The organism is Paenibacillus sp. EKM301P, assembly GCF_011800295.1.
In the GTDB taxonomy this organism is placed as follows: domain Bacteria; phylum Bacillota; class Bacilli; order Paenibacillales; family Paenibacillaceae; genus Paenibacillus; species Paenibacillus polymyxa.
Window position 1 is genome coordinate 213,532 of the sequence record NZ_JAALFM010000005.1, and the last position, 21,019, is coordinate 234,550.

The following is a 21,019-nucleotide window of genomic DNA, read 5'->3' on the forward strand; positions in this document are numbered from 1 at the left end:
ATGAAGTTGATTTGCAACTTACATTCTGGCCTTTTACTAGTGTCCCATTGCAATCCAATGAACCCATCCCTCACATGTCGAACCCGATTGTCTGCGTTCCACTGTAAGCACTGCCGAATACCTCTGTCGCTGGGTAACAGATACAGTTATTCCTGGTAAGCTCGCATTGGCGGTGATTGCATATTGCGTATCTATAAAAGGCTTCTCAAACACAACGTTCACTTTGCTTGTAACTTCTTGTGCAGGAAGATAAAAAGAAGTGCTACCAAATTGAGGTGAAGTCACTTCACTGTCAGTAGTCCCGTCATCGGTCACTGAGCCATCATGAATGGCATTCCGACCTAATTCTTTTTCAGTCTGAGAAGCTAGATGGTTTTCTTGCTCTAGCAAGCGCATTCGCTGCTTTGGACGCTGTCTCCCTTCCGCAATGTGAATACTGGTTATGGAACAATCCAATAACGAATCTTGCTCGGTCTGACCTCCCGTCTTCATAGATGCCATGTCGTGTTCCGTTCCGCATTCGGTATCTGAATCAGGCACAGACAACAGCAGCACAGATGCTCGATTCATCTGCATCGCTTCCTCTAGCGTTTTGGGAAGCTTATGCTTTTTCCATGCCGCTTCCTCTACAGCTTGAAGCGAGGTACTCTTCTCTACGGGGACAGGTATACTTGCCGTTCCACGCTGAGTGGGTCTGTGACTGCCAGCGCCAGCAGGCGAAACCGTTTTCTCCTTGTTTACACGGGGAGAGGGGACAGTATTGGAATGGTTACGCCGTGCTATTTTTTTATCCTTAGGGTTATGGTTCGTGCGATGGTTCATGATGACCGCTCCTTTGACACAGGAGTGAAACAGCGGTCGCTCCGCTTCATTCACCCAGGTGGGAATCATGGCCTAATGCCTATGCGATAGCCTATGCACGTAACCACGACCACGTCACTCAATTGCACAGTCTGTTACAATTTGAGCCCAGCGTTCTGCAGAGTGCTGCCATAAAAATTGGCTCCGCACCTCCCCCAGCCCGGCTTCTCCCATCCGTTGCCGTAAGTCAGGCTGCTGGAGCAACCTGATGATGGCGTCGGCCATTTCCTGCTCGCCGTGTGACGGATAAACCAACCAGCCTGTCTTGCCGTGTTGTATAACCTCCGGAATACCACCGATTCGTGAGGCTACCACAGGCACGCCTGCCGCCATGGCTTCCAGATTGACCAGCCCGAAGGCTTCAGCTTCTACTGAAGGAACAACCGCCACATCGGCTAACTGATATAACGAGGCCAATGCCGGATGCGGCACATAACCCAGGAAGTGCACATGCCTCGCCAACCTTAGTTTACGTATCTGCCGATGCAATGCTGCGGTGTATGGCGTGAGGCGGTCGTGACCGTAATAGGCACTCCCTGCTATAAGCAGCAGCACGTCCGGACAGGTATGGACGATACGCCGCAAGGCCTTTAGCAACCGATGAACTCCCTTCCCCGGCACCAGTCTGCCTGCATATAACACGATTCGGCGGCCTGACCAGCCGAAATCTTCCAATCGAGCCGACCTGATCGCTTCTGCTGCAGGAGTCCACCGTGGTAGGAAATCGCCAGGATGAATACCCAGCTTGTTGATGACGATGCGCTCTCTGACCGCATCGGGACTGTCAGAAGCCACAACAGCCCCTAAATACGCACTGTTCACAATAATACGATCCAGCGGCAACAGCAGCCTACCCATGTCCTTCCGTTTGAGGTGAGGCTCCCGGATGAACGTGGTGGAATGCAAAGTCAGCACAATTTTGCTATTGGGCAAAGCCTCGCGAATGGCATAAGCAACTGCGGGGCGGTTGTGTACATCTATAACCGCAGGTAACCATCTTTTCAAATCAGCGATTACCTCGGGAATATATCCTGCTCCCCGCGTATAGCGCATACAAGGAATTCCGTCAACATCGCCGTGATCCGGTGTTTCTGCCCCTCTTATGCCATAGATCTGTGCCTGAAGCTTATGGCTAGCCAGTGGTACCATACGAGCAATTACCCTCTCCACTGAACTGCTGCGGGACGAAGGTATAACAAAAGAGCCCGGTGTAATGACTGCTACCTTCAGCCTCTGCATCACCTCACCTACTTTCCTTACCTTATTCCTTCACCCTTCAACACTCATCTTGTATCATATCGTCTCTTGCTCTGAAAGGTGCTTGGTTTATGACTTTGGGCATATCGCAAGGCTAGCGTCCATGCCTGGCCGATCTTTGATACATATGATGGACTAGAATCACAATATGGTCAGTTGGATTGACGATAAGGAGGGCGGACATACTCATGTTGCATGTCGGCGTCATGCTCAACCCGGCAACTTACCGGGGCATTCCCGTCATGAGGACGCGATATGAATCTATCGCCAATTACGAGGAGGCCGGGTTAAGCTACGAGCTAATCCCCTGCTTTCTTCGTCTGGAAGATATTCATATATCGACCGGAACATGCCGGGCTTTTGTTAAAAACGGCAACGAGTATCGGCAGATGACTCTTCCGTTGCCGCCAGTCATCCACAATCGCACTCTCTATCGGCAAAATGAAAATGCCCGCGATATCAACAGGCTGGTACACAAGGGATTCTATATTTTTAATGAACAAAACCGTTTCGGCAAAGACCATATACATGCAATTCTACAGGAAGACCCTCTGCTACATTCCCACCTGCCCAAAACATTGCAAGGCGATCCTTCTTCCATCCGCACCTTGATGGAGCAAACCGGGGATGTTGTAATTAAGCCCAGTAGCGGCAGCGTGGGTAGAGGAATTATGCGGCTGAGGCATTCCAGCGGAAGCTGGACATTGCAATGTGCTCATCCAACGATACCTGGGCGTTGGTCCACACTACGGTTGAATGTCGGAGAACTCCCTTTATTTCTGCATAAGCGACTGATGCGTGTACCTCATATCATTCAGGAAACCATTCCGCTTGCTTTATGCGATAATCGTCCATTTGATATCCGTGTGACGGTTCAGCGCGGATATGGCGGAATATGGGGCGTGACAGGCATGTTTGCCAAAATTGCTCCATCCCACACTTTCGTCTCGAATGTAGCCCAGGGCGGCACGGCCCGTTCCCTACCAGAGGTGTTATCACGAACAGAGACGGTGCAGACCTCAAACATAGCCCGGCTGATGAATGAGCTAGAGAGACTCTCATTGCAAATCGTCCACCGATTGGCACAACACCTACCCCGTCTCGCTGATGTCGGACTGGATCTGGGAATTACCCATGAAGGCAAGATTATTTTTATCGAATGCAACGGTCGTGATCAGCGCTATGGCTTTAGCCAGGCAGGCATGAGTAATGTCTGGAAAGAAACATACGCTCAGCCGATGGCTTACGCTCGTTGGCTTCTCGAACGAATGTCTTCGTCAGGCACCGAACGTTCACCAGGCCGTCCCCTGTATTGATTTACGTCACATTCTGTGTCAATATAGTTCAGAGCGGCCGGACAGGTTCCGGCCAAGACGGCTCGGAAATGAACAAGGGGGATCTGTAATGGCAAAACAGTGGCTGCGGCTTATGACGGAGCTATCATCGCGCAAGTGGGTGTGCCGGATTGTGGGCTCCTTCGCGCAAAGCGGTGCAAGCCGACTTTTTATCCCCACCTTTATACGTACGTACCAGATCCAGACGCATGAGGCGGAACAGGATTGGAAAGAATACCGCTCCCTGAACGCCTATTTTACACGCAAATTAAAAGCGGGCATGCGCCCGATTGATACGAACGCCGAGGTGATGACCAGTCCGGTGGATGCACGGATTACTTTTACCGGCCCAATTACGTCTGGCACTCTTTTGAATGTCAAGGGGCAAGACTATACGCTGGAAGAGCTTCTTAACCGCTCTCCACGTCTTGAGAAGTACACACACGGCTATGCTTTTGTGCTCTATCTCAGCCCGACGGATTATCATCGTATTCATGCACCGGTATCCGGTACACTGGTAGAAAAGGAGCATCTGCGCGGTAAAGTATACCCAGTGAATGACTTCGGCTTGCAGCATATGAGAGGAGTTCTTAGCCGCAATGAGCGACAGATTACGTACATGGCCCACGAATATGGTGAGGTGGCGGTCGTCAAGGTTGGCGCAATGAATGTGAGCAGCATCAAATATACGGATGAACAAGCGACTTCCTGGACAAAAGGTGACGATCTCGCCTATTTCGAATTTGGCTCAACCGTCGTTTTGCTGACTGAAAACGGCACATTTGAGCCAGACCCCGCATTGAAGCTGGGGGACGTGGTGAAAATGGGACAACGTCTTGGTAGCTTTCGACACGATCCTAAAGCATAAATAAAGGATTGTAACAAAAAAATAGCTGCACATTTGAGCATGGGGATCGAATGATTCAAATGGCTCATACGAAAAAGGACCCAGCGTAACTGCTTCGGTCCTTTTTGATTTATCCTTTATATTCGTCATGCGTTAATAGCCTTATCGAATCTCAGACGGACTTTTTCCTGTATACTGCTTGAATTGGCGGCTAAAGAAAAAGATGTCGCGGTACCCCAAAGCCTCCGCCACCTCAGTTACATTCATTCCGGCATGTAGCAACAGATGCTGCGCGCGCTCAATCCGCATGCTGATTATATGGGATTGCACGGAAACACCTAGCAGCTCCTTGAATTTTATCGAAAAATAACGCGGTGACAGCCCTGCACGTGCTGCCAAATCCTCGACTCGATGAGGAAGTCCCGGATGCTGGCGCACGTAGTTGGCCGTTTCCCGAATGACCTCGGTGAGCTGGTTACTGGCCTGTTGCTCCTGCGGTTCCTTTCGGTCTGCACGCAGCAGATGAATCATCAGTTGCTTTAGGATCAGCTTGCCCTCCTCGTCAGCCCCGTAGGCACGCTCCAGACGCAGACGGACATATCTGGCAAGCATATGCTCTACCTCGAACGTTTCCTCCAGCATGCGGTAGCTGGCTGGAATTTGCTTGGGTTGTTCGGTGAGATCAAAATGAATATAAGTAAGTATGAGCGGCTTTTGCGGATTATGTGTGGCACGGGTATCATCTCCCGGCTTGAACAAAAAACAACTGCCCTTGCTCACCGGATAGGCTTCCCCATTTAATACAACCGTTCCTTCTCCACTCCATACATAAAATAAATCATAGTTTGGCATCGGCTTCTCGCGTACCTGCCATTTCCAGCCCGGCTCGCACACAATTTTGGCAAAGGCCGGCAGCAGGATAAACGATGACGCAGATGTATCCAGCAAAATCTGTACCTCCTTTGGTTCATCTCTGGTTGTCCTGTTATCCCGTTATTTTATAATATAAGCGCAGCGCCACGATTAAGCAAAAAATACGCTCTTATGGCCCCTAATGCTTGTGCGTGACGCTTACCGTGTGTAATGCTATAATATGTAATCAAAATGACTTGGAAGGATGAAACGGGAATGAATCCACTGGCAGCGCAGTTAAATCAAAACATTCAGACAGGCAACGAGCATGTATATCAAATGCTTTCTCTTTTAGGTAAAGAGATTTATTTTCCAAAAGAAGGGATTTTGAGTCAATCCGCCGAGGCAGGGAAACTTGCCAAAAAGTATAATGCTACGATCGGGATTGCTACTGAAGGCAATGGTCCTATGCATTTGGAGGTTATTCAGGAGAAGCTGTCCGCTTACAGTCCCAAGGATTTGTATCCTTACGCTCCCCCTGCGGGCAAGCCTGAACTTCGTAGCGTATGGCGTGACAAAATGCTGAAAGAAAATCCTTCACTGGCTGGAAAAGGCTACGGCCTTCCTGTAGTTACCAACGCGCTGACCCACGGTTTGAGCATCGTTGCCGACCTGTTTACGGATGAAGGAGATGCTGTCATTTATCCAGATAAAAACTGGGAGAACTATGAACTAACTTTCGGTATTCGCCGTCATGGACGTTTGGTGAATTTCCCGTTGTTCACAGAGGATCACCGTTTTAATAGTGAGGGACTACGCGAGGCGCTACTGGCGCAGAAAGAATACGGCAAAGCGATCGTTGTACTGAACTTCCCGAACAACCCGACAGGCTATACACCGGGCCTTGAAGAAGGTAAAGCAATTGTCGCTGCCATTCAGGAAGCGGCGGAAGCAGACATCAATGTCGTAGTTGTGACAGATGACGCTTATTTTGGCCTGTTCTTCGAAGACTCTCTGCATGAATCACTATTCGGTCAGCTAGCCGGGCTTCATCCGAGAATTTTACCAGTCAAAATTGACGGAGCTACCAAAGAAGAATTCGTTTGGGGCTTCCGTGTCGGATTTATTACCTTTGCTTCGGAGCATCAGGATGTACTGAGCGCACTGGAACAAAAAACACTAGGGATTATCCGGGCAACGATTTCGAGCGGTCCTCACCCATCTCAAACCTTCGTACTGGATGCTCTCAAATCACCAGAATTTGAACAACAGAAGAATGAAAAGTTCCAAATTATGAAGGGGCGGGCTAATAAAGTCAAAGCGTTGCTCGATAGCGGAAAATACGGGGATGTATGGAGCTACTATCCTTTCAATTCAGGCTATTTTATGTGTCTCAAGCTGAACGGCTTGTCTGCTGAACGACTGCGCACACATTTGCTGGAACAATATGGGGTAGGCACGATTGCACTGGGTGAATACGATCTTCGTATCGCGTTCTCATGTATCGAAGAGGAGTATCTGGAAGACCTATATGACATTGTGTATCGTGGTGCACAAGATTTGTTGAACGCCTAATCTGTCTGTATCAGGTTAGAATATATAGTATAACTAGCGGTATGCCAGATATTAGGGCATACCGCTTTTTGGGTCGGCTGACTATTGTCCATCATACGTCCGCACAATTATCCTTCCGCAGCGAGCAGAGATTCCTGTGCCAGTGGCAGCAGGATGACGACCTCCGTTCCCACTCCGGGCTCACTTTCATAGCGTATACTCCCGTTCATGGCTTCAATAATTCGAAAGGAAACGACCGTTCCCAGTCCTGTTCCTACCTCTTTGGTTGAAAAAAACAAAGTACCCACTCGTTCGAGATGCTCCTGGCTCATGCCTTTTCCAGTATCCCTGATACTCAGACATGCCTGCTCTTCCTGTATCGCCAGCTTTATGTATACCCTGCCTCCATCTTCCGCAGCTTCAATCGCATTTTTCGTCACATGTATTAACGCCTGTAGCAGCTGGTTACGATCTGTATGTACATAAATTTCATTCCTTAGCTCTGTATACAGCCTTACGCCTTGCTTGGTCGCCATTGGTTTCAGAAGCAAAACGATCTGTTGAACCATGCCAGACAGATCCATCCGTTCTGTGTTCCCAATCTGCGGTCTGGATAAATTCAGATAATCGCTAATAATTCTTTCAGCCCGATCCACCTCTGCCAGTGCCAAAGCAACATATCTGCGATTTTTCCCTTCTAATCCTGACTGAACCATTTGCAGGAACCCTTTTACGACGGTTAAAGGATTCCGTACTTCATGAGCCATAGAGGCTGCCAGTTCACCCAACGTATTCAGACGCTCGGCATATTTAATTTTTCTTCTCATTTCTTCCCGCTCCAAACTAAATTCCATCCAGAAAGAAGAGGCTCCAATACTTAGGAATTGAATCACACCGAACCAGAGTATTGAGCGAATCAGCTCAATCTCATCCTCATCCAGTCTGCCATTGATCCAAGAATGTATTAAAAGAAAAACCAGCATAACTCCAGTGATCCATATACTCATTACCATATTCATGCCCACTCGAAGCAACATGCTTTTGAGCTGCATAAATTTTTTTCTTACCAAGAGAGGTCCCAAATAACACAACATCATGCTCGGAAGCCCCACCACCATAGACTCGGGGCCTACATACATACGAGCCATTACCATTAGCGTCACATTCATTAGACCTGCCTTGGGACCAAAATATAAAACAGAGAGAATCAAAGGAACATACCGAAGGTCCCAATATAATCCGTACCAAATGTACGAAAACATAAGGCAAAGCACCGAAGAAACACCCAGCACCCCTCCCATAAGCAGCGGGGTATGCTTCCTATGCCGATGATCCGACAAAGCGCTATATACGAGTAACGGTACAAACACAAGAAATATGTTCACGAGCAGCTTATCTACCAGCATCTCGTCTTTCCCACTTTCCAAGTGATAATGATTACATACTTCTTCTATTCTCGATAATACGTACCTTTTCCTCTCTCATCTCCTGCATCTGATGAAAAATATAGGGCGATTCGGCAACACACCAGAACATTGGCCCACGCAATCCGGAAACCCACTTCATAAGATACGATGTATCCTTTATCACAATGACCGAGAGGAGAATGAGCATGGGAGCAGAAGAAACAAGAGGCGGTTACGGTGGTTACGGCGCATTCACAAGTACAGGAACAATTTTGGTACTGTTCATTTTGTTAGTTATCATCAGCAAAACGATCTTCGTTTAAGCAGACCGATATCTGCACCCACGACTACCATAAGCAGTGAATGTACAAAAAAGGCTAATCCGCAGGCAGCTCAGCTTTTGCTGCTTGCGAATTAGCCTTTACTTTATTGACACAGATATGGATCACACTTCTTCCTCATCCTGTCCGTCCAAACGCCATTTTTTGGCTTGAGTACCACGGAGCAGGAACACAACAAGGACTCCCCCAACCAACGTGAGCAATGTAGACAGTAAATCCTCCGTTCCTTTTGCCAGAAAAGGAAGCCACAGCACCACCGCAGCCGGCAACGTCAACCGAACAACAAAGTCAAGAAAAGACGCACGGCGACTATGCGCAGGAATCGGATATAACTGAAGCCACAACGAATCCCTGTGATACTGTCTCAAAGAAGTAATCTGAACACCTATGAGGAATATAAAAAATAAATATACGGCAATACCAATCCAGCTAGCATGGGTGATATATATAATTAACAGACCCAGAATACCTAACCGAATGACAATGCCTGCTGGTTCTGTACGCAAGAACGTCTTAAACAGCAGGTAACGATACGCTCCCTTTCTGTTCCAAGGTATGTTGCCACCTAGCCAGGACAGCCAGCGGCGCGGCGTCACTCTCTGTGTAAGGGCAGGCACATCGACAAACCAGCCCAACGTACGCATCACGCGGGCAGCCTGCATAGCCTCTGTGCGGATCAGTTTTTCCCAAGCCACTAGCAGTTTGACCGGCAAACGCAGAACAAGCACGTACACCACGCCAACCAATACGATAAACGGCAAGCTGTGTAGCGGGGGCTGCCATAGCCATGCGGCTACCATCAGCACAGCCAGCACCCACCGCAGTAGACGATAGCCTATGCTCCCGCCAACCGATACCATGCGAAGCTCCTGCCAGCCGCCGTAGCTAAATAGCACCTTCAGTAGCACGAACAGCAGCAGAGTCAGTAGCAGCGGCTTAGGTGCAGCATCACTGCGGATATACAACGGCCACAAAATCATGGACAGCAGCAGCAGACCGAATATTTTGTACACCACACCTCGAGTCCGGCTGGCCTTAAAATATTGTGGCATCGCGTACTCCTGGGGACGAAGGAAGACTATATCTGCCGCATTCAAATACGTTCGAAAGCTCGCATGCGCAATTGGAATAGCTACAATAAGCATGATCCAGCGGATGGGCAAATCCGGCGGAATATGCATGAGTAGCGACGTGTACCATGCGGCAAAGGCAATCAGCGCAAAGCCGAAGACCACTGCAAGGCCGCTCTGAATGACATAGCCCAGATAAGGCAGCACCTGTCCCCAGAACGCTAGACGTCTTTCTTTATGCAAACGTTGCAAATCCATGCTCATTCCCTGCCCTGTACCAGCTCATAAAATGCATCTTCCAGCGGCATGCCCGGCTTACCCGCCTGTGCTGTCACTTCATCCAGCGTACCCTGAGCAATGATGGCACCCTGATGAAGCACAATGAAACGATCGCAATAATTTTCAATCGTGGACAAAATATGAGAACTGAGCAAAATAGACGAGCCCGAACGCTTCATCTCCAACATAAAGTCAAGCAGAGAACGAATGCCGAGCGGGTCCAAACCCAAAAAAGGCTCATCTATGACATACAACGGCGGCCCCGCTAAAAATGCACACATAATCATCACTTTTTGGCGCATCCCTTTGGAGAGATGCATCGACATACTTCCGCTTTTATCCCGCATACGGAACAAATCCAGCATTTGATCACTGCGCGTGCGAAAATCGGCTTCGCTGACTCCGTACGCTCTAGCCGTGAACTCCATATGCTCCATCACTGTCATTTCAGGATACAGCTCTGGGGCTTCAGGTACAAAAGCAATAGCTCCCTGATATACCTCGGGATTCTCATCCTGCTTATGCCCCTGTACGCGAATCTCTCCGGCCTGCGGTGTCATCAGACCCAAAATATGCTTCATGGTCGTACTTTTCCCGGCCCCGTTCAAACCGATCAGTCCCACCATCTCACCCGGCTTCACATCGAGCGAAATCTGATGCAGCACCGGGCGTTTGGCGCTGTATCCACCAGTCAGTCCGTTAATTTGCAACACAGGCTGTTGTTCCATGGCTCCCCCTCTTCTCCCTTACTCGTTCGGTTTTGATCCTTTTTCCTTCAGCCATCTTGGCGCACCCTTGTTTTTACGATCACGCTCGCGCTGTGCCTTTCCTGCTTTGGATAAGGCTGCTCCTTTGCTCTTGCCTGGAGCTGAACCGTTCACGGAATTCCTGCCTGGACGTCCTGCTTCAGTCCGAACAGGTGTCTTGCGATTTTCCGTCACTGTTCCATTGGAATTGGATCTAGTCTCAGACGGCCTTACAGGGACACGCTTGGCATCCGCCGGGCGCGGCACCACAACTCGACCTCCGTACAACGCACGCTCTGCAATATCGATTCCCAGTTCACGAGAAAACTTACGCATGATGAACGTTTCGCGGTCAGTCACAACCGACACTACTAATCCTTTGCGTCCCATACGTCCTGTCCGCCCTGCGCGGTGAACATAAGCTTGACTATCCGTAGCCGGGTCAAAATGAATGACCATTTCAAGGCCCTCAATATCCAGACCACGGGCTGCTACATCGGAAGCGACCAGCACTTTGAGCTTGTCCTCGCGGAATCGGGCCAACACGTTGCTGCGTGTGACTTTATCTGCATCTCCATACAAGGATGCCGTAGTTAGACCCATATGCTTGAGCTTGGCTTCAATTTCCCCAATAGCATTGGTTGTATTCACGAACACCAGCGCTTTTCTCGGATTAAAATGCCGTACCAGACGGCGCAGCATATCCACCTTATCCCGTTCTTCGGATACAAAGTAGTAATGTTCCAGTCCACTGGCCGTCTTCTGGTCAGGATCAATCCCAATTTCTACGTAATCAGGCATCTCCCGTTGTGCCAGCGACTGAATTTCATTATTCAGCGTTGCGGACAGGAATACCAATTGACGGTCGCGTTGGGCGGAGCCCAGTATATTGGTCACATCGCCTGCTCCGCCGAGCTGGAACATCTGATCCACCTCATCGATGACAATAGTTGTAATATTGTGCATCTTGAGCTTTTTCGAAGCGATGAGTTCCCGTACACGGCCTGGTGTGCCTACCACAAGCTGTGGGTGATCCTTTAGCTTTTCGATTTGGCGCTTGATGGCTGCCCCACCAATCAGACCCAGTACACGGATTCCACGATGCTCTCCGTAGCGCTGACCCTCACGTACAATTTGCATGGCCAATTCCTGGCTTGGAGCCAGTATCAGCTTTTGCGTAGCCTTTTTCTGTGGGTCAATCGCTTGTAGCAGCGGTAGCAAATAAGCCAGTGTTTTGCCTGTGCCGGTTTGCGAGCGTGCCAATACATGCTGTCCCTTCATTATTTCCGGTATAGCCTCTGCCTGAACTGGCGAAGGCTGTGTAATTTCATGCTCGGTCAGTTTGTCCAGCAGATCTTGTTCAACGCCGAGCGCTTCAAAATTCAATGTCATGAAAAGGTCCAACCCCTATACGTAAATTCGTTACTCTCCATTATATGCGAAAATAGCCTTGTTACCAAATCACAAAAATAAAAGATGTCCCTCACCACACCTAATGGCTACGGGACATCTATTATTTCTTATTCATCACACCATGCCCCAGCCTGTCGATCAATCTGGGAGCTAATTGATACAGCTTGAGAAAAGGAGATACCCACTGTGGCAGATTAACCTCCTCCTTACCAAGCTCCATCGCCCTTACGATATGCTGTGCCACCTTATCAGGTTTTAGCATAAACCAGCCAACATTCCGCACATAACCCCCGGAGGGATCTGCCAGCTCAAAAAACGGTGTATCAATCGGCCCGGGGTTAATCGTCGTTACGGTCACTCCACTTCCGCGCAGTTCTTGCCGGAGCGCATTACTGAAACCGAGCAACGCATGCTTCGTGGCCGTATAAGAAGCCGATTTAGCTGTCCCGATTTTCCCAGCCATCGATGCTACATTAACAATCTGCCCACAGCTCCGCTCTGTCATTTGTGGCAGAAATGCCTTGATGCAGCGAACAACCCCCATATAGTTCACGTCCATCATTTGTTCGAACTCTGTCAGGTCGGTCTCATTAAAATACTCAAACTTACCGTACCCCGCATTGTTGAGCAATATATCAACCCGTCCGTATTCTTCCAATACTCGTGCAGCCACAGCCTCTACCTGCTCCTGGCAAGTTACGTCCAGTGGGATCAGCTCGTGCCTGCCGCTGATTCCCGCAGATACTTGCTTCAGTCGTTCCTGCGAGCGCGCTGTTAAAATAGGAATCGCGCCCTTTGCGCTCAACAACTGAGCGCAAAGGGCGCCAATCCCACTGGATGCACCTGTAATCACAATTACCTTATCCTGCAATGTACTCATGGACATCCCTCCACATTAAAGAAACTTACTCCTTTAATATTAAGAGATCATCACCTGAATATCCAGCTCACCGATTCCTTCCACCGAAAGCGGAATACAAAGGGCACGCTGAGGCACAAAAGTGGTCAAGTTTTCTGATTTCATGACCTGCGGAGGGGTGATATCCACGACAATTCCTTGACTGGACAAAATTGTACTGGCATTGCCACTAATCATATTGCCCAATTCCGAAATTGCGCTTTTTCCCATCTCATCAATTTCAGTCAACACAAATCCGCCCATCATCGCCGATACCATACGTAGCGCCACCTGTTCATTCAGGCCGAACACAATATTTCCGCTAAGCTGTCCAGTCATCCCGATCATAATCCAGATATGGTCGTCCACCAGCTCGACATTTTTCACACCGAGATTTCCGGGTAAAGGAGATACTTGGATCAATTGTTCAATGACCCGTCTCGCCGACTCCAAAAAAGGATTTATCACTTCTGCCTTCACGATCATTGCGCCCCTTTACGATGGGCTTTTAGACACACAACAAAAGTCCCATTTTAATTTGAGTTTTTTATTCAAATAATGCTGTATAACGACTCAACCTGCAATAAAATGCTCTCTCTATCACTTATCGACAGCAGTCCGGCAATTTTTTATAGCTAAAGCACAAAAAATGTGAATAATGTCCTATATCCTTACTCCATGCCGAATTTAGACAGGTTAATTTTAAAGTATATCAGGACTTTAGTCTTTATTTCCCAATATACCACACTTTACGATGTACTGCTTCGATTCATTGCCCTTCCTGCTCGAATAACCTATAATCTAATGAAATAAAGCATAACGATGGTTTTACATATAAACAAGTAGATTGGCTAAACTCAGTCTATACAGCTGCGACAAGCTAAAGAAAAGAGAGGAGGAACTTCATGAACATCAGTCAACTTGAAACGCTTATCATGATTTCCAAAACGATGAGCTTCCGTAAAGCCGGAGAACTTCTCAATTTGACGCAGCCGGCAGTGTCCGCCCAAATCAAAAGTCTGGAGGATGAGTTCAAAACCATTCTGATTGACCGCAACCAGCCCGTCACCCTGACCGACCGGGGAGTTGTTTTTTTGGAACACGCCGAGCGCATATTAGAGGTAGTTGAGGAATTAAGACAGAGATTGTACGACTTAAACGAAACACCGCAGGGTCACATTGCACTGGGTACCACAACATCCATCGCCATTCAAATTTTACCGCGTGTGCTCTCCTACTTTCAGGATCAGTTCCCTCTCATCAAAACCTCCATTCAATCGATGGCTTCCTCGATGATCTATCAGCAGGTGGAGAACGGACTTATTGATGTTGGTATCGGTTATCTGATCGAACGTAATCCCAATTTAAGCACTTCAGTTCTGTACTATGATTCCTTTGAACTTGTCGTGTCTCCTACTCATCCGCTGGCCTCGCAACCACATGCTACCATTGAAGCCCTTCGGGAAATTCCGCTCATTCTGCTCTCTCCCGATACGGTAGGACGGAAATTCGTGGACGATGTTTTTAAAAAGCACCAAATCGTTCCCCATGTTGTGATCGAGTTGTCCAGCAGTGAGGAAGTCAAACGGATGGTTGAAATCAATCTCGGGGCTGCCATCATTTCCAGATTGTCAGTCACTTCTGAACTGCGTACAGGCACATTAAAAATGATCCATATTCCCGAGCTGGAAGTTAGTCATCCGGTAGGGGTGATTTATAAATCCGGCCGCTATCTAAACTCAGCAATGCAGCAATTTTTAAGCGATCTGAAGGGGATGCCGGAGACGAATTTCACCAGTTCTGAATAACGTAATTCGCTATGAACAACATACACAATATAAACCTTGGTTACGAAAGGAAGACAGTCCATGAAATTTGATCTGCACACCCATCATTTCCGCTGCGGTCATGCAGACGGCAACATTCGGGATTACATCGAAGCAGGTATTCAATCAGGCTTACAAGCTATTGGTATTTCCGACCATTCCCCCTTCCTATGTAGCGAAAAGGATCAGGCTTTTCCTAAAATTTATATGGCCAAGTCAGAGCTTGCTGAATATGTAAAAGAGGTGCAGGAGCTTAAGAAGGAATATGAGGGTCGTATTGACGTGCTTCTTGGATTGGAAACGGATTATTTCCCTGATTTTGCTGAATTGTATCGTTCTACTTTGGCTCCTTATCCATTTGATTACCTTATCGGGTCGATTCACAATGTTGAAGGGGACAGCATTTTTAACCGCAACCGTTGGAAAAAACTAAGTGATGCTCGCAAAGTCGAGGTCAAACAAGCCTACTATGCGCTCATCCAGCAATCTGCCCGAAGCGGCATGTTTCAGATTTTAGGTCATATTGACGCCATGAAGGGGAATTTCCCTGCCTTTTCAGACATTCCTGCCGATGAAGCCATTGACGAAACCTTGCAAGTGATTGCAGCATCCAATGTGGCGATTGAAATTAACACTTCAGGTAAAACCAAGCTGAGTGGCGGATGGTACCCGTCTGCTTCTATTTTAGAAAGAGCGCACCATTTTGGTGTGGAGGTTACTTTTGGTTCGGATGCCCATAAGCCTTCGCGGGTAGGCGACGATTGGGAAGACGTAAAAGCGATGCTGAAGGATATCGGCTTCCGGGAATGGGTTTATTTTAAAGAAAAACGTAAAATTCCTGTGGCGCTTTAAAAGGCATGAAAGGTGGGATCGCTGATGCAATGGGATGCTTAGGTATTTCTTTATAGAGTAATAATCCCATTGCAAAGGCGAACACTACGCTTCTCCAGATTCAAATCCTCGCTCTGCTACCAATCGCCTTAAACCGTACAGCTCCATTATTTTTAATAAACAACATCTTGTGTGAGGAGAATTACATATGCAATTGGAAGATCCTATGGACAAGCTCAAAAAGCTAAAGCATGACATCACGCGCTTTATGCTCATCTATAAGTTTGCGCTCGACGAAATGGAAACCAAGATTGAAATATTAAAACAGGAATTTCAAGCGTTGCACGATTACAGCCCTATTGAGCATACCAAATCACGCCTTAAATCTCCTGAGAGCATCATGAACAAAATGCTTCGTAAAAATAGCGAGTTATCGCTGGATGCTATCAAAGATTCTATCAAGGATATCGCGGGCTTGCGTATTACTTGCTCTTTTATTTCTGACATTTATGATGTCAGTAACATGCTTCAGAGACAGAGTGACCTCAAGGTGCTGGAAATCAAGGATTACATCAAGAATCCCAAGCCGAACGGTTATCAAAGCCTGCATTTGCTGATTCAAGTTCCTGTATTCATGTCGGACTGTGAGGAACTAGTCTGCGTAGAGGTGCAGATTCGAACCATTGCGATGGATTTTTGGGCAAGCCTGGAGCATAAGATCTTTTATAAATACAACCAGTCTGTTCCCGAGAGTCTGACACGTGAATTAAAGAACGCAGCGGATTCCGCTAATGCGCTGGATCTGCAAATGGAACGTCTGCATCGTGAAATCAAGGAGATTAAAGATGCCAGAGGTGAAGAAGACTCTATGGAAGAGCTTCGAAAGATTATGATTAATAATCAGCAGATTACGGTACCAGCCAATTTTTTGAAGCTTCTAGGGGAATAATTTGAATCAACTAATAGCATGATTATTCAAAAATTGAAGAATAGAATCATTGATTAAGATGGGCTGCTCTCTAAGCATATGCGGTCGATGACTACAACCCAGAGCAACTCGATAACGTGAATCTTGGACGCATGAGCATAATTCCTGAAGCTGCTCTTCTGTGGCAAAGTCGTCATGTTCACCGGCGATAAATAATGCAGGGCACGTAATGCGGCTTAACTCATTACGTGTCAATTGCGGATATTGGCGCCAATCCTGAGCGCTCTGACGCATAAATTCCTGCCAATTACCTTGATGTGCTTCCTCATGGCGTTCCATCATTTGATGGATCATTTCATAGCGTTCGTTCTTAATGAGCCACTCCGGCTCAAACTCATCTGCCCCCTCAGGACATGCGACTCCACTACACCCAATGGTGGTAACGGTTGCGAACATTTGAGGGTGCTTCACCGCACAGTATAAAGCCACATTGCCTCCGCAGCTGTACCCAATAAGATGAGCTTTAGAAATATGTAACGCCTGCATAAAATCAAGCACATCTTCTGCGAGTTGAGGGGTACTCCATTCCAGGCTATCACATTTCGTTCTGCCATGTCCCCTATGGTCTGGAAAATAACATGTATACTTTTGCTGAAAATCAAGTAATTGAGATGAAAAAGCCAGGATTCCCCTTGAATAATGACTGTGCAAAAATATGACGGGGTCTCCTACACCCATTTTTTCGTAATACATTTCTAAATCCCGAGTTTTTACGTATGGCATGTGATCTCCCTTTTTTATTGCGTCCTGTATCTTTTACATTCCTTAGTCCGTCTATCTTAATATAAATGAAAACCATTCCATGAGGAGTGATGTAAGTATGAAAAAGGTACTTGTTTTGGGAGGAACGCGCTTTTTCGGCAAGAGACTGGTGGAACGTCTGCTGGACAGTTCCGAGAACTCCATTACTATTCTCACGCGGGGCCACACAAACGATTCGTTTGGTGACCGTGTTCAACGGATCTGTGCAGACCGTACGGACCCGCAAGCGCTCGCAGAGGCGGTAGGTGAGCAAGTGTGGGACGTTGTTTATGATAATATTTGCTATTCCCCAGATGAAGCCAGCGAAGCCTGTCGTATTTTTGATGCTAAAGCCAAAAGGTATATTATGACCTCAAGCCTATCTGTCTATGATCCAAGCCCGGAAGCGGTGACAGAGAATATCTTCGATCCTCAGGCTTATCCAGTTCGCCAGGGCGGAAAGGACGATTTTACATATCAAGAGGCTAAGCGGCAGGCTGAAGCAGTTTTTACGCAGCAAGCTACGTTCCCTGTAGTGGCTGTTCGTTTTCCGATTGTATTGGGAACAGATGATTATACGAAAAGACTTCATTTTCATATTGAACATGTTCGTGCAGGCCAAGAAATTGGAGTACCTAATCCCGCAGCCCATATCTCATTTATTCGTTCCGATGAAGCTGCAGATTTTCTGCTTTGGCTTGGGTCTGCTCATTTAACAGGCCCTGTAAATGCTTGCTCCGACGGTACAGTAAGGATTGGAGATATCATTTCCATTATCGAGCAGGTCACGGGAAAACAAGCTGTGATCCAAGAAAAAACAGCAGACGAGCATATGTCTCCATTCGGTATTACACAGTCTTGGTACATGGATACATCCAATGCCCAGTTAGAGGGATACTCATTCCTCTCCCTAAACGAATGGTTACCAGAGCTGGTAATCAGCCTGAACCGTACCTATGAATCATAAAAAAAGAGGACCCGAAGCTTCGGGTCCCAGCAATATATATGATTCAAAGGGGGTCATGTCTATGTTGTACCCAGTCTATATTAAAGTAGTTTTGCAGTTATATTTCATTTTTGTAACAAAATGAAACATAGACAGGATCTGTCCAATCCATATTATCCCGAGTTAAAGAACCAAAAAAAGAGGACCCGAATGATCGGGTCCCAGCAACATATATTATTCAAAAGGGGGTCATGTCTGTATTGTACCCGTCCTGTGTTAGAGTTGCTTTGCAGTTATATTTCATCTTTGTAACAAAATATTCCAATGTCATTTCTAGGCATAATCCCCTTGGGTCATTGAAAATACCAATACACTCGGCACCTCTCCTGAGGGATCATAGGCACCAATGGTGCGCAGCAGGCGCATCTTATTTTTCATAAGCACACGCATAGAAGCCTGGTTATTCTCTTGGCAACGGCTTTCGATCCGCTGGAGCTTCAAAGATTCGAAACCAAATTTCAGCATTTCTCCCACAACTTCTGTAGCCAGTCCCTGTCCCCAAAAAGGCCGATCCAGAATATAGCCCAGTTGTGCCTCGCCCCTTCTTTCATTCCATTGCTGAAAAGAAACGATACCGAGCAACGGTGAGGAGGATCGTTCGTTGAATTCCTCATGCAGATTGCTTTCTCCTGTATTTTTCCGATGCCATTCCACTGCGAAATGCAGGGAATCCAGGGAGTCAGCAGATATTTTAATTTGCGCAACCAGGCGCCTCATTCTTGCATAGACTGGCTTGCGAATTCGATTCACATATTGGATTACCAATGGATCGGATAAGATCCGCTCCAGCGCAGGATAATCCTCCGCTCTGAGCTGGCGCAATCGGACTCGGCGAGTGTAAAGCTCCGGCAATCCGAGACGAAGCATTTCTCTGGTCAGCACAATGTTCCCTCCTGCGGATGGATTCTGCTTTTAGCCATGCATATTTCTATACTTAATCCAGGTCCTGAATTCCCCGGTAAATTCCGGTACGCAGCTCTCGAATATAATATGCCAAAGAAGGCACATCTGCCTCCTCTGCTTGTTTTACTGCCAATTCTATATCATAGGGTACACGTACAAACTGAATGGAAAAAGGCGTGAGCTGCTCCTCTCCCCATTGCCCCTCTAAAATGCAGTAGGAAGCCTGGGTGATATCCAACGGATTCCCGACACTCCCAACGTTAAAAAGTGTTTTTTCCTGAAAATGCTGGATAAAAGCATTATGCACATCACCATATCCCACGACCTCTGGAGCAAAAGGTACTTTTCCACTTTCCTCTGCTAGTGGATCAAACATGGCAAGCCTTTTGGCCGGCTCATCCCATGGCTGCACACGGTGATACACGCTTTGCGGCGAGGCATGCACCAAGCGGATACGGCGTCCGCTCATTCTGAAATCATAATGAAACGGTAACTGTGCCAAATACTGTACTCGCTCTGCACCCAAACGTTCGGCTTGCCAGCTAAAATTGAGATCATCCGTTATGCTAACCAACTCATCCCAATTGCCTCGAACGACGACTTCACAATGTTGGCGGATAGCATCCAGCACCTCGCACGGGCTAGGCCCTTTGCCGATCAGATCCCCCAAACAAAACACACGGCTAATGCCTCGGGAAGCAATATCCTCCAGCACCGCCTCACAAGCAGGCCAATTGCCATGAATATCTGAAATGACAGCAACACGATCCATCTGAATCTCACTCCTTTGTCCCGAAACGACTACATCTCTACACTACATTCAAGCCAACATTATGTAGTTCCAACATATATGATGAAGATGAAAAAAAGATCATGGCCTATTGGCCAGATTTTAACGTAATGACACTAAGCTCCGGTCTGCACAGCACCCGTATCGGCAAATGTGTCATACCAATGCCGCGGCTGACATACAGTGGCATTCTATCCGTTCCCACATGAAACAATCCCTGAATGTACTTGCGTCCACCTGGGGGCGGCATCGGTGCTCCAATGACCGGCAAACGTACCTGTCCCCCATGTGTATGTCCTGACAATTGAAGATCAAAGGACATTTGTGCCGCCACATCTGCATAGTCCGGCTCATGCATCAGCAGCAGCTTGCACATCTCATCAGGCAGTCCGTGGATAGCACGCTGCGGATTGGGCTTGCCCATGATGTTATCCTCTAAACCGACAATGGCCACACGCTGTCCCGCGCGCTCTATAACCGTATGCTCGTTTCTCAGCAGCGTAAACCCGGTTTTGGGATATAGCTCCTGAACGCCGGCTGGCAAGCCTCTATAATCATGATTGCCCAGAATAGCAAACTTACCAAGGGTAGCGTGCATGGAATCCATAACTGGAACAGCAGCCTTCATAGATACGGAATAATCATCTACAATATCTCCTGTAAAACAGAGCAAATCCGGCTCCAGGCCTGCTATCCGGTCCGCAAGCTCGCTCAGATCCTGCTCATCCATGTGAAACCCTAGGTGCACATCACTGAAATGCACCACCCTAATTCCGTCAAATGCAGACGGAAGACGAGGGAGAGACAAGTTGAAGCGTGTAATCTCCAAATGATTAGGCTCCCATAAGGAAGCATATCCTCCAGCCAGAAGTGCAGTTCCTGCAGTGGCCAAAGCCGCTTTTTTCAAAAAACGGCGGCGAGAAGGATTAGCTGGCTCATTCGATAAGGAACGCCGCGAAGAACCGGGAGGGATAGCGGCCTCCTGATATAGGCCATCCTGACTCTCGCGGCGGATTTGCGGCGTCTTCTTCATTATGCGTTCCCCCTTGCGTTCTGTCCTTTCTATCTCATTTCTC

21 protein-coding genes are annotated in these 21,019 nt (G+C 47.6%); 8 read left to right on the top strand and 13 right to left on the bottom strand.

Annotation, left to right across the window (positions count from 1 at the left end; genetic code table 11):
• Positions 1-36 precede the first annotated feature (36 nt).
• Together HFD99_RS14915 and HFD99_RS14920 are read right to left on the bottom strand one after the other, a co-directional pair.
• A complete protein-coding gene (locus tag HFD99_RS14915) occupies positions 37-822 on the bottom strand; it encodes a WIAG-tail domain (protein ID WP_225164805.1) in 786 nt (261 codons plus the stop codon).
• A gap of 114 nt (positions 823-936) precedes the next feature.
• Entirely contained in the window at positions 937-2,100 is a 1,164-nt protein-coding gene (locus HFD99_RS14920) for a glycosyltransferase family 4 protein (protein WP_016820058.1), read from the bottom strand.
• A 206-nt stretch (positions 2,101-2,306) separates the two neighbouring features.
• Between HFD99_RS14920 and HFD99_RS14925 the strand changes: the two genes are divergently transcribed.
• Together HFD99_RS14925 and asd are read left to right on the top strand one after the other, a co-directional pair.
• Positions 2,307-3,434 carry a YheC/YheD family endospore coat-associated protein gene (locus HFD99_RS14925; RefSeq protein ID WP_031462152.1) on the top strand — a complete coding sequence of 376 codons (1,128 nt, stop codon included), beginning with the start codon at positions 2,307-2,309 and terminating at the stop codon, positions 3,432-3,434.
• A gap of 88 nt (positions 3,435-3,522) precedes the next feature.
• Positions 3,523-4,320 (top strand): archaetidylserine decarboxylase, encoded by a 798-nt coding sequence (asd, locus tag HFD99_RS14930; protein ID WP_016820056.1) that lies wholly within the window; start codon positions 3,523-3,525, stop codon positions 4,318-4,320.
• A 141-nt stretch (positions 4,321-4,461) separates the two neighbouring features.
• Here the strand turns inward: asd and HFD99_RS14935 are convergent, their stop codons facing one another.
• Positions 4,462-5,247 (bottom strand): helix-turn-helix domain-containing protein, encoded by a 786-nt coding sequence (locus tag HFD99_RS14935; RefSeq protein ID WP_019688506.1) that lies wholly within the window; start codon positions 5,245-5,247, stop codon positions 4,462-4,464.
• Between the two features lie 180 nt (positions 5,248-5,427).
• Between HFD99_RS14935 and HFD99_RS14940 the strand changes: the two genes are divergently transcribed.
• A complete protein-coding gene (locus HFD99_RS14940) occupies positions 5,428-6,726 on the top strand; it encodes an aminotransferase class I/II-fold pyridoxal phosphate-dependent enzyme (RefSeq protein WP_025365739.1) in 1,299 nt (432 codons plus the stop codon).
• Between the two features lie 107 nt (positions 6,727-6,833).
• On the opposite strand, the gene HFD99_RS14945 is transcribed toward HFD99_RS14940, so the two are convergent.
• Entirely contained in the window at positions 6,834-8,111 is a 1,278-nt protein-coding gene (locus tag HFD99_RS14945) for an ATP-binding protein (protein WP_025365740.1), read from the bottom strand.
• Positions 8,112-8,317: 206 nt separating this feature from the next.
• Here HFD99_RS14945 and HFD99_RS25705 point away from each other — a divergent pair, with 206 nt between their 5' ends.
• Entirely contained in the window at positions 8,318-8,434 is a 117-nt protein-coding gene (locus HFD99_RS25705) for a hypothetical protein (protein WP_013372853.1), read from the top strand.
• Positions 8,435-8,556: 122 nt separating this feature from the next.
• Here HFD99_RS25705 and HFD99_RS14950 read toward each other — a convergent pair whose 3' ends face one another.
• From HFD99_RS14950 to HFD99_RS14970, 5 genes are all read right to left on the bottom strand, one after another.
• Complete coding sequence (locus HFD99_RS14950; protein ID WP_025365741.1) at positions 8,557-9,780, bottom strand: ABC transporter permease; 1,224 nt, start codon at positions 9,778-9,780, stop codon at positions 8,557-8,559.
• A 2-nt stretch (positions 9,781-9,782) separates the two neighbouring features.
• Positions 9,783-10,529, bottom strand: coding sequence for an ABC transporter ATP-binding protein (locus HFD99_RS14955; protein WP_016820051.1), 747 nt, complete (start codon positions 10,527-10,529; stop codon positions 9,783-9,785).
• A gap of 18 nt (positions 10,530-10,547) precedes the next feature.
• Positions 10,548-11,939, bottom strand: a complete 1,392-nt coding sequence (locus HFD99_RS14960; protein ID WP_025365742.1) for a DEAD/DEAH box helicase — start codon at positions 11,937-11,939, stop codon at positions 10,548-10,550.
• A 121-nt stretch (positions 11,940-12,060) separates the two neighbouring features.
• Positions 12,061-12,840 (bottom strand): SDR family NAD(P)-dependent oxidoreductase, encoded by a 780-nt coding sequence (locus HFD99_RS14965; protein ID WP_025365743.1) that lies wholly within the window; start codon positions 12,838-12,840, stop codon positions 12,061-12,063.
• 39 nt (positions 12,841-12,879) lie between these two features.
• Positions 12,880-13,338, bottom strand: coding sequence for a chemotaxis protein CheX (locus tag HFD99_RS14970; protein WP_025365744.1), 459 nt, complete (start codon positions 13,336-13,338; stop codon positions 12,880-12,882).
• A gap of 425 nt (positions 13,339-13,763) precedes the next feature.
• Here HFD99_RS14970 and HFD99_RS14975 point away from each other — a divergent pair, with 425 nt between their 5' ends.
• From HFD99_RS14975 to HFD99_RS14985, 3 genes are all read left to right on the top strand, one after another.
• Positions 13,764-14,666: a LysR family transcriptional regulator gene (locus HFD99_RS14975; RefSeq protein ID WP_016820048.1), complete on the top strand. Its 903-nt coding sequence runs from the start codon at positions 13,764-13,766 to the stop codon at positions 14,664-14,666.
• Between the two features lie 60 nt (positions 14,667-14,726).
• Positions 14,727-15,536 (top strand): histidinol-phosphatase, encoded by an 810-nt coding sequence (locus tag HFD99_RS14980; protein ID WP_017427306.1) that lies wholly within the window; start codon positions 14,727-14,729, stop codon positions 15,534-15,536.
• 187 nt (positions 15,537-15,723) lie between these two features.
• On the top strand, positions 15,724-16,464 hold the full coding sequence (locus tag HFD99_RS14985; RefSeq protein ID WP_016820046.1) for a GTP pyrophosphokinase: 741 nt from the start codon (positions 15,724-15,726) through the stop codon (positions 16,462-16,464).
• A 6-nt stretch (positions 16,465-16,470) separates the two neighbouring features.
• On the opposite strand, the gene HFD99_RS14990 is transcribed toward HFD99_RS14985, so the two are convergent.
• A complete protein-coding gene (locus HFD99_RS14990; protein WP_185094045.1) occupies positions 16,471-17,226 on the bottom strand; it encodes an alpha/beta fold hydrolase in 756 nt (251 codons plus the stop codon).
• 97 nt (positions 17,227-17,323) lie between these two features.
• Between HFD99_RS14990 and HFD99_RS14995 the strand changes: the two genes are divergently transcribed.
• Positions 17,324-18,211, top strand: coding sequence for an NAD-dependent epimerase/dehydratase family protein (locus HFD99_RS14995; protein ID WP_123797606.1), 888 nt, complete (start codon positions 17,324-17,326; stop codon positions 18,209-18,211).
• A gap of 312 nt (positions 18,212-18,523) precedes the next feature.
• Here the strand turns inward: HFD99_RS14995 and HFD99_RS15000 are convergent, their stop codons facing one another.
• The 3 genes from HFD99_RS15000 to HFD99_RS15010 all read right to left on the bottom strand — a co-directional run bounded on the left by HFD99_RS15000 (position 18,524) and on the right by HFD99_RS15010 (position 20,976).
• Complete coding sequence (locus HFD99_RS15000; protein ID WP_031462155.1) at positions 18,524-19,132, bottom strand: GNAT family N-acetyltransferase; 609 nt, start codon at positions 19,130-19,132, stop codon at positions 18,524-18,526.
• 52 nt (positions 19,133-19,184) lie between these two features.
• A complete protein-coding gene (locus HFD99_RS15005) occupies positions 19,185-19,925 on the bottom strand; it encodes a metallophosphoesterase family protein (protein ID WP_123797607.1) in 741 nt (246 codons plus the stop codon).
• 106 nt (positions 19,926-20,031) lie between these two features.
• Entirely contained in the window at positions 20,032-20,976 is a 945-nt protein-coding gene (locus tag HFD99_RS15010; protein WP_031462156.1) for a metallophosphoesterase, read from the bottom strand.
• Positions 20,977-21,019 lie beyond the last annotated feature (43 nt).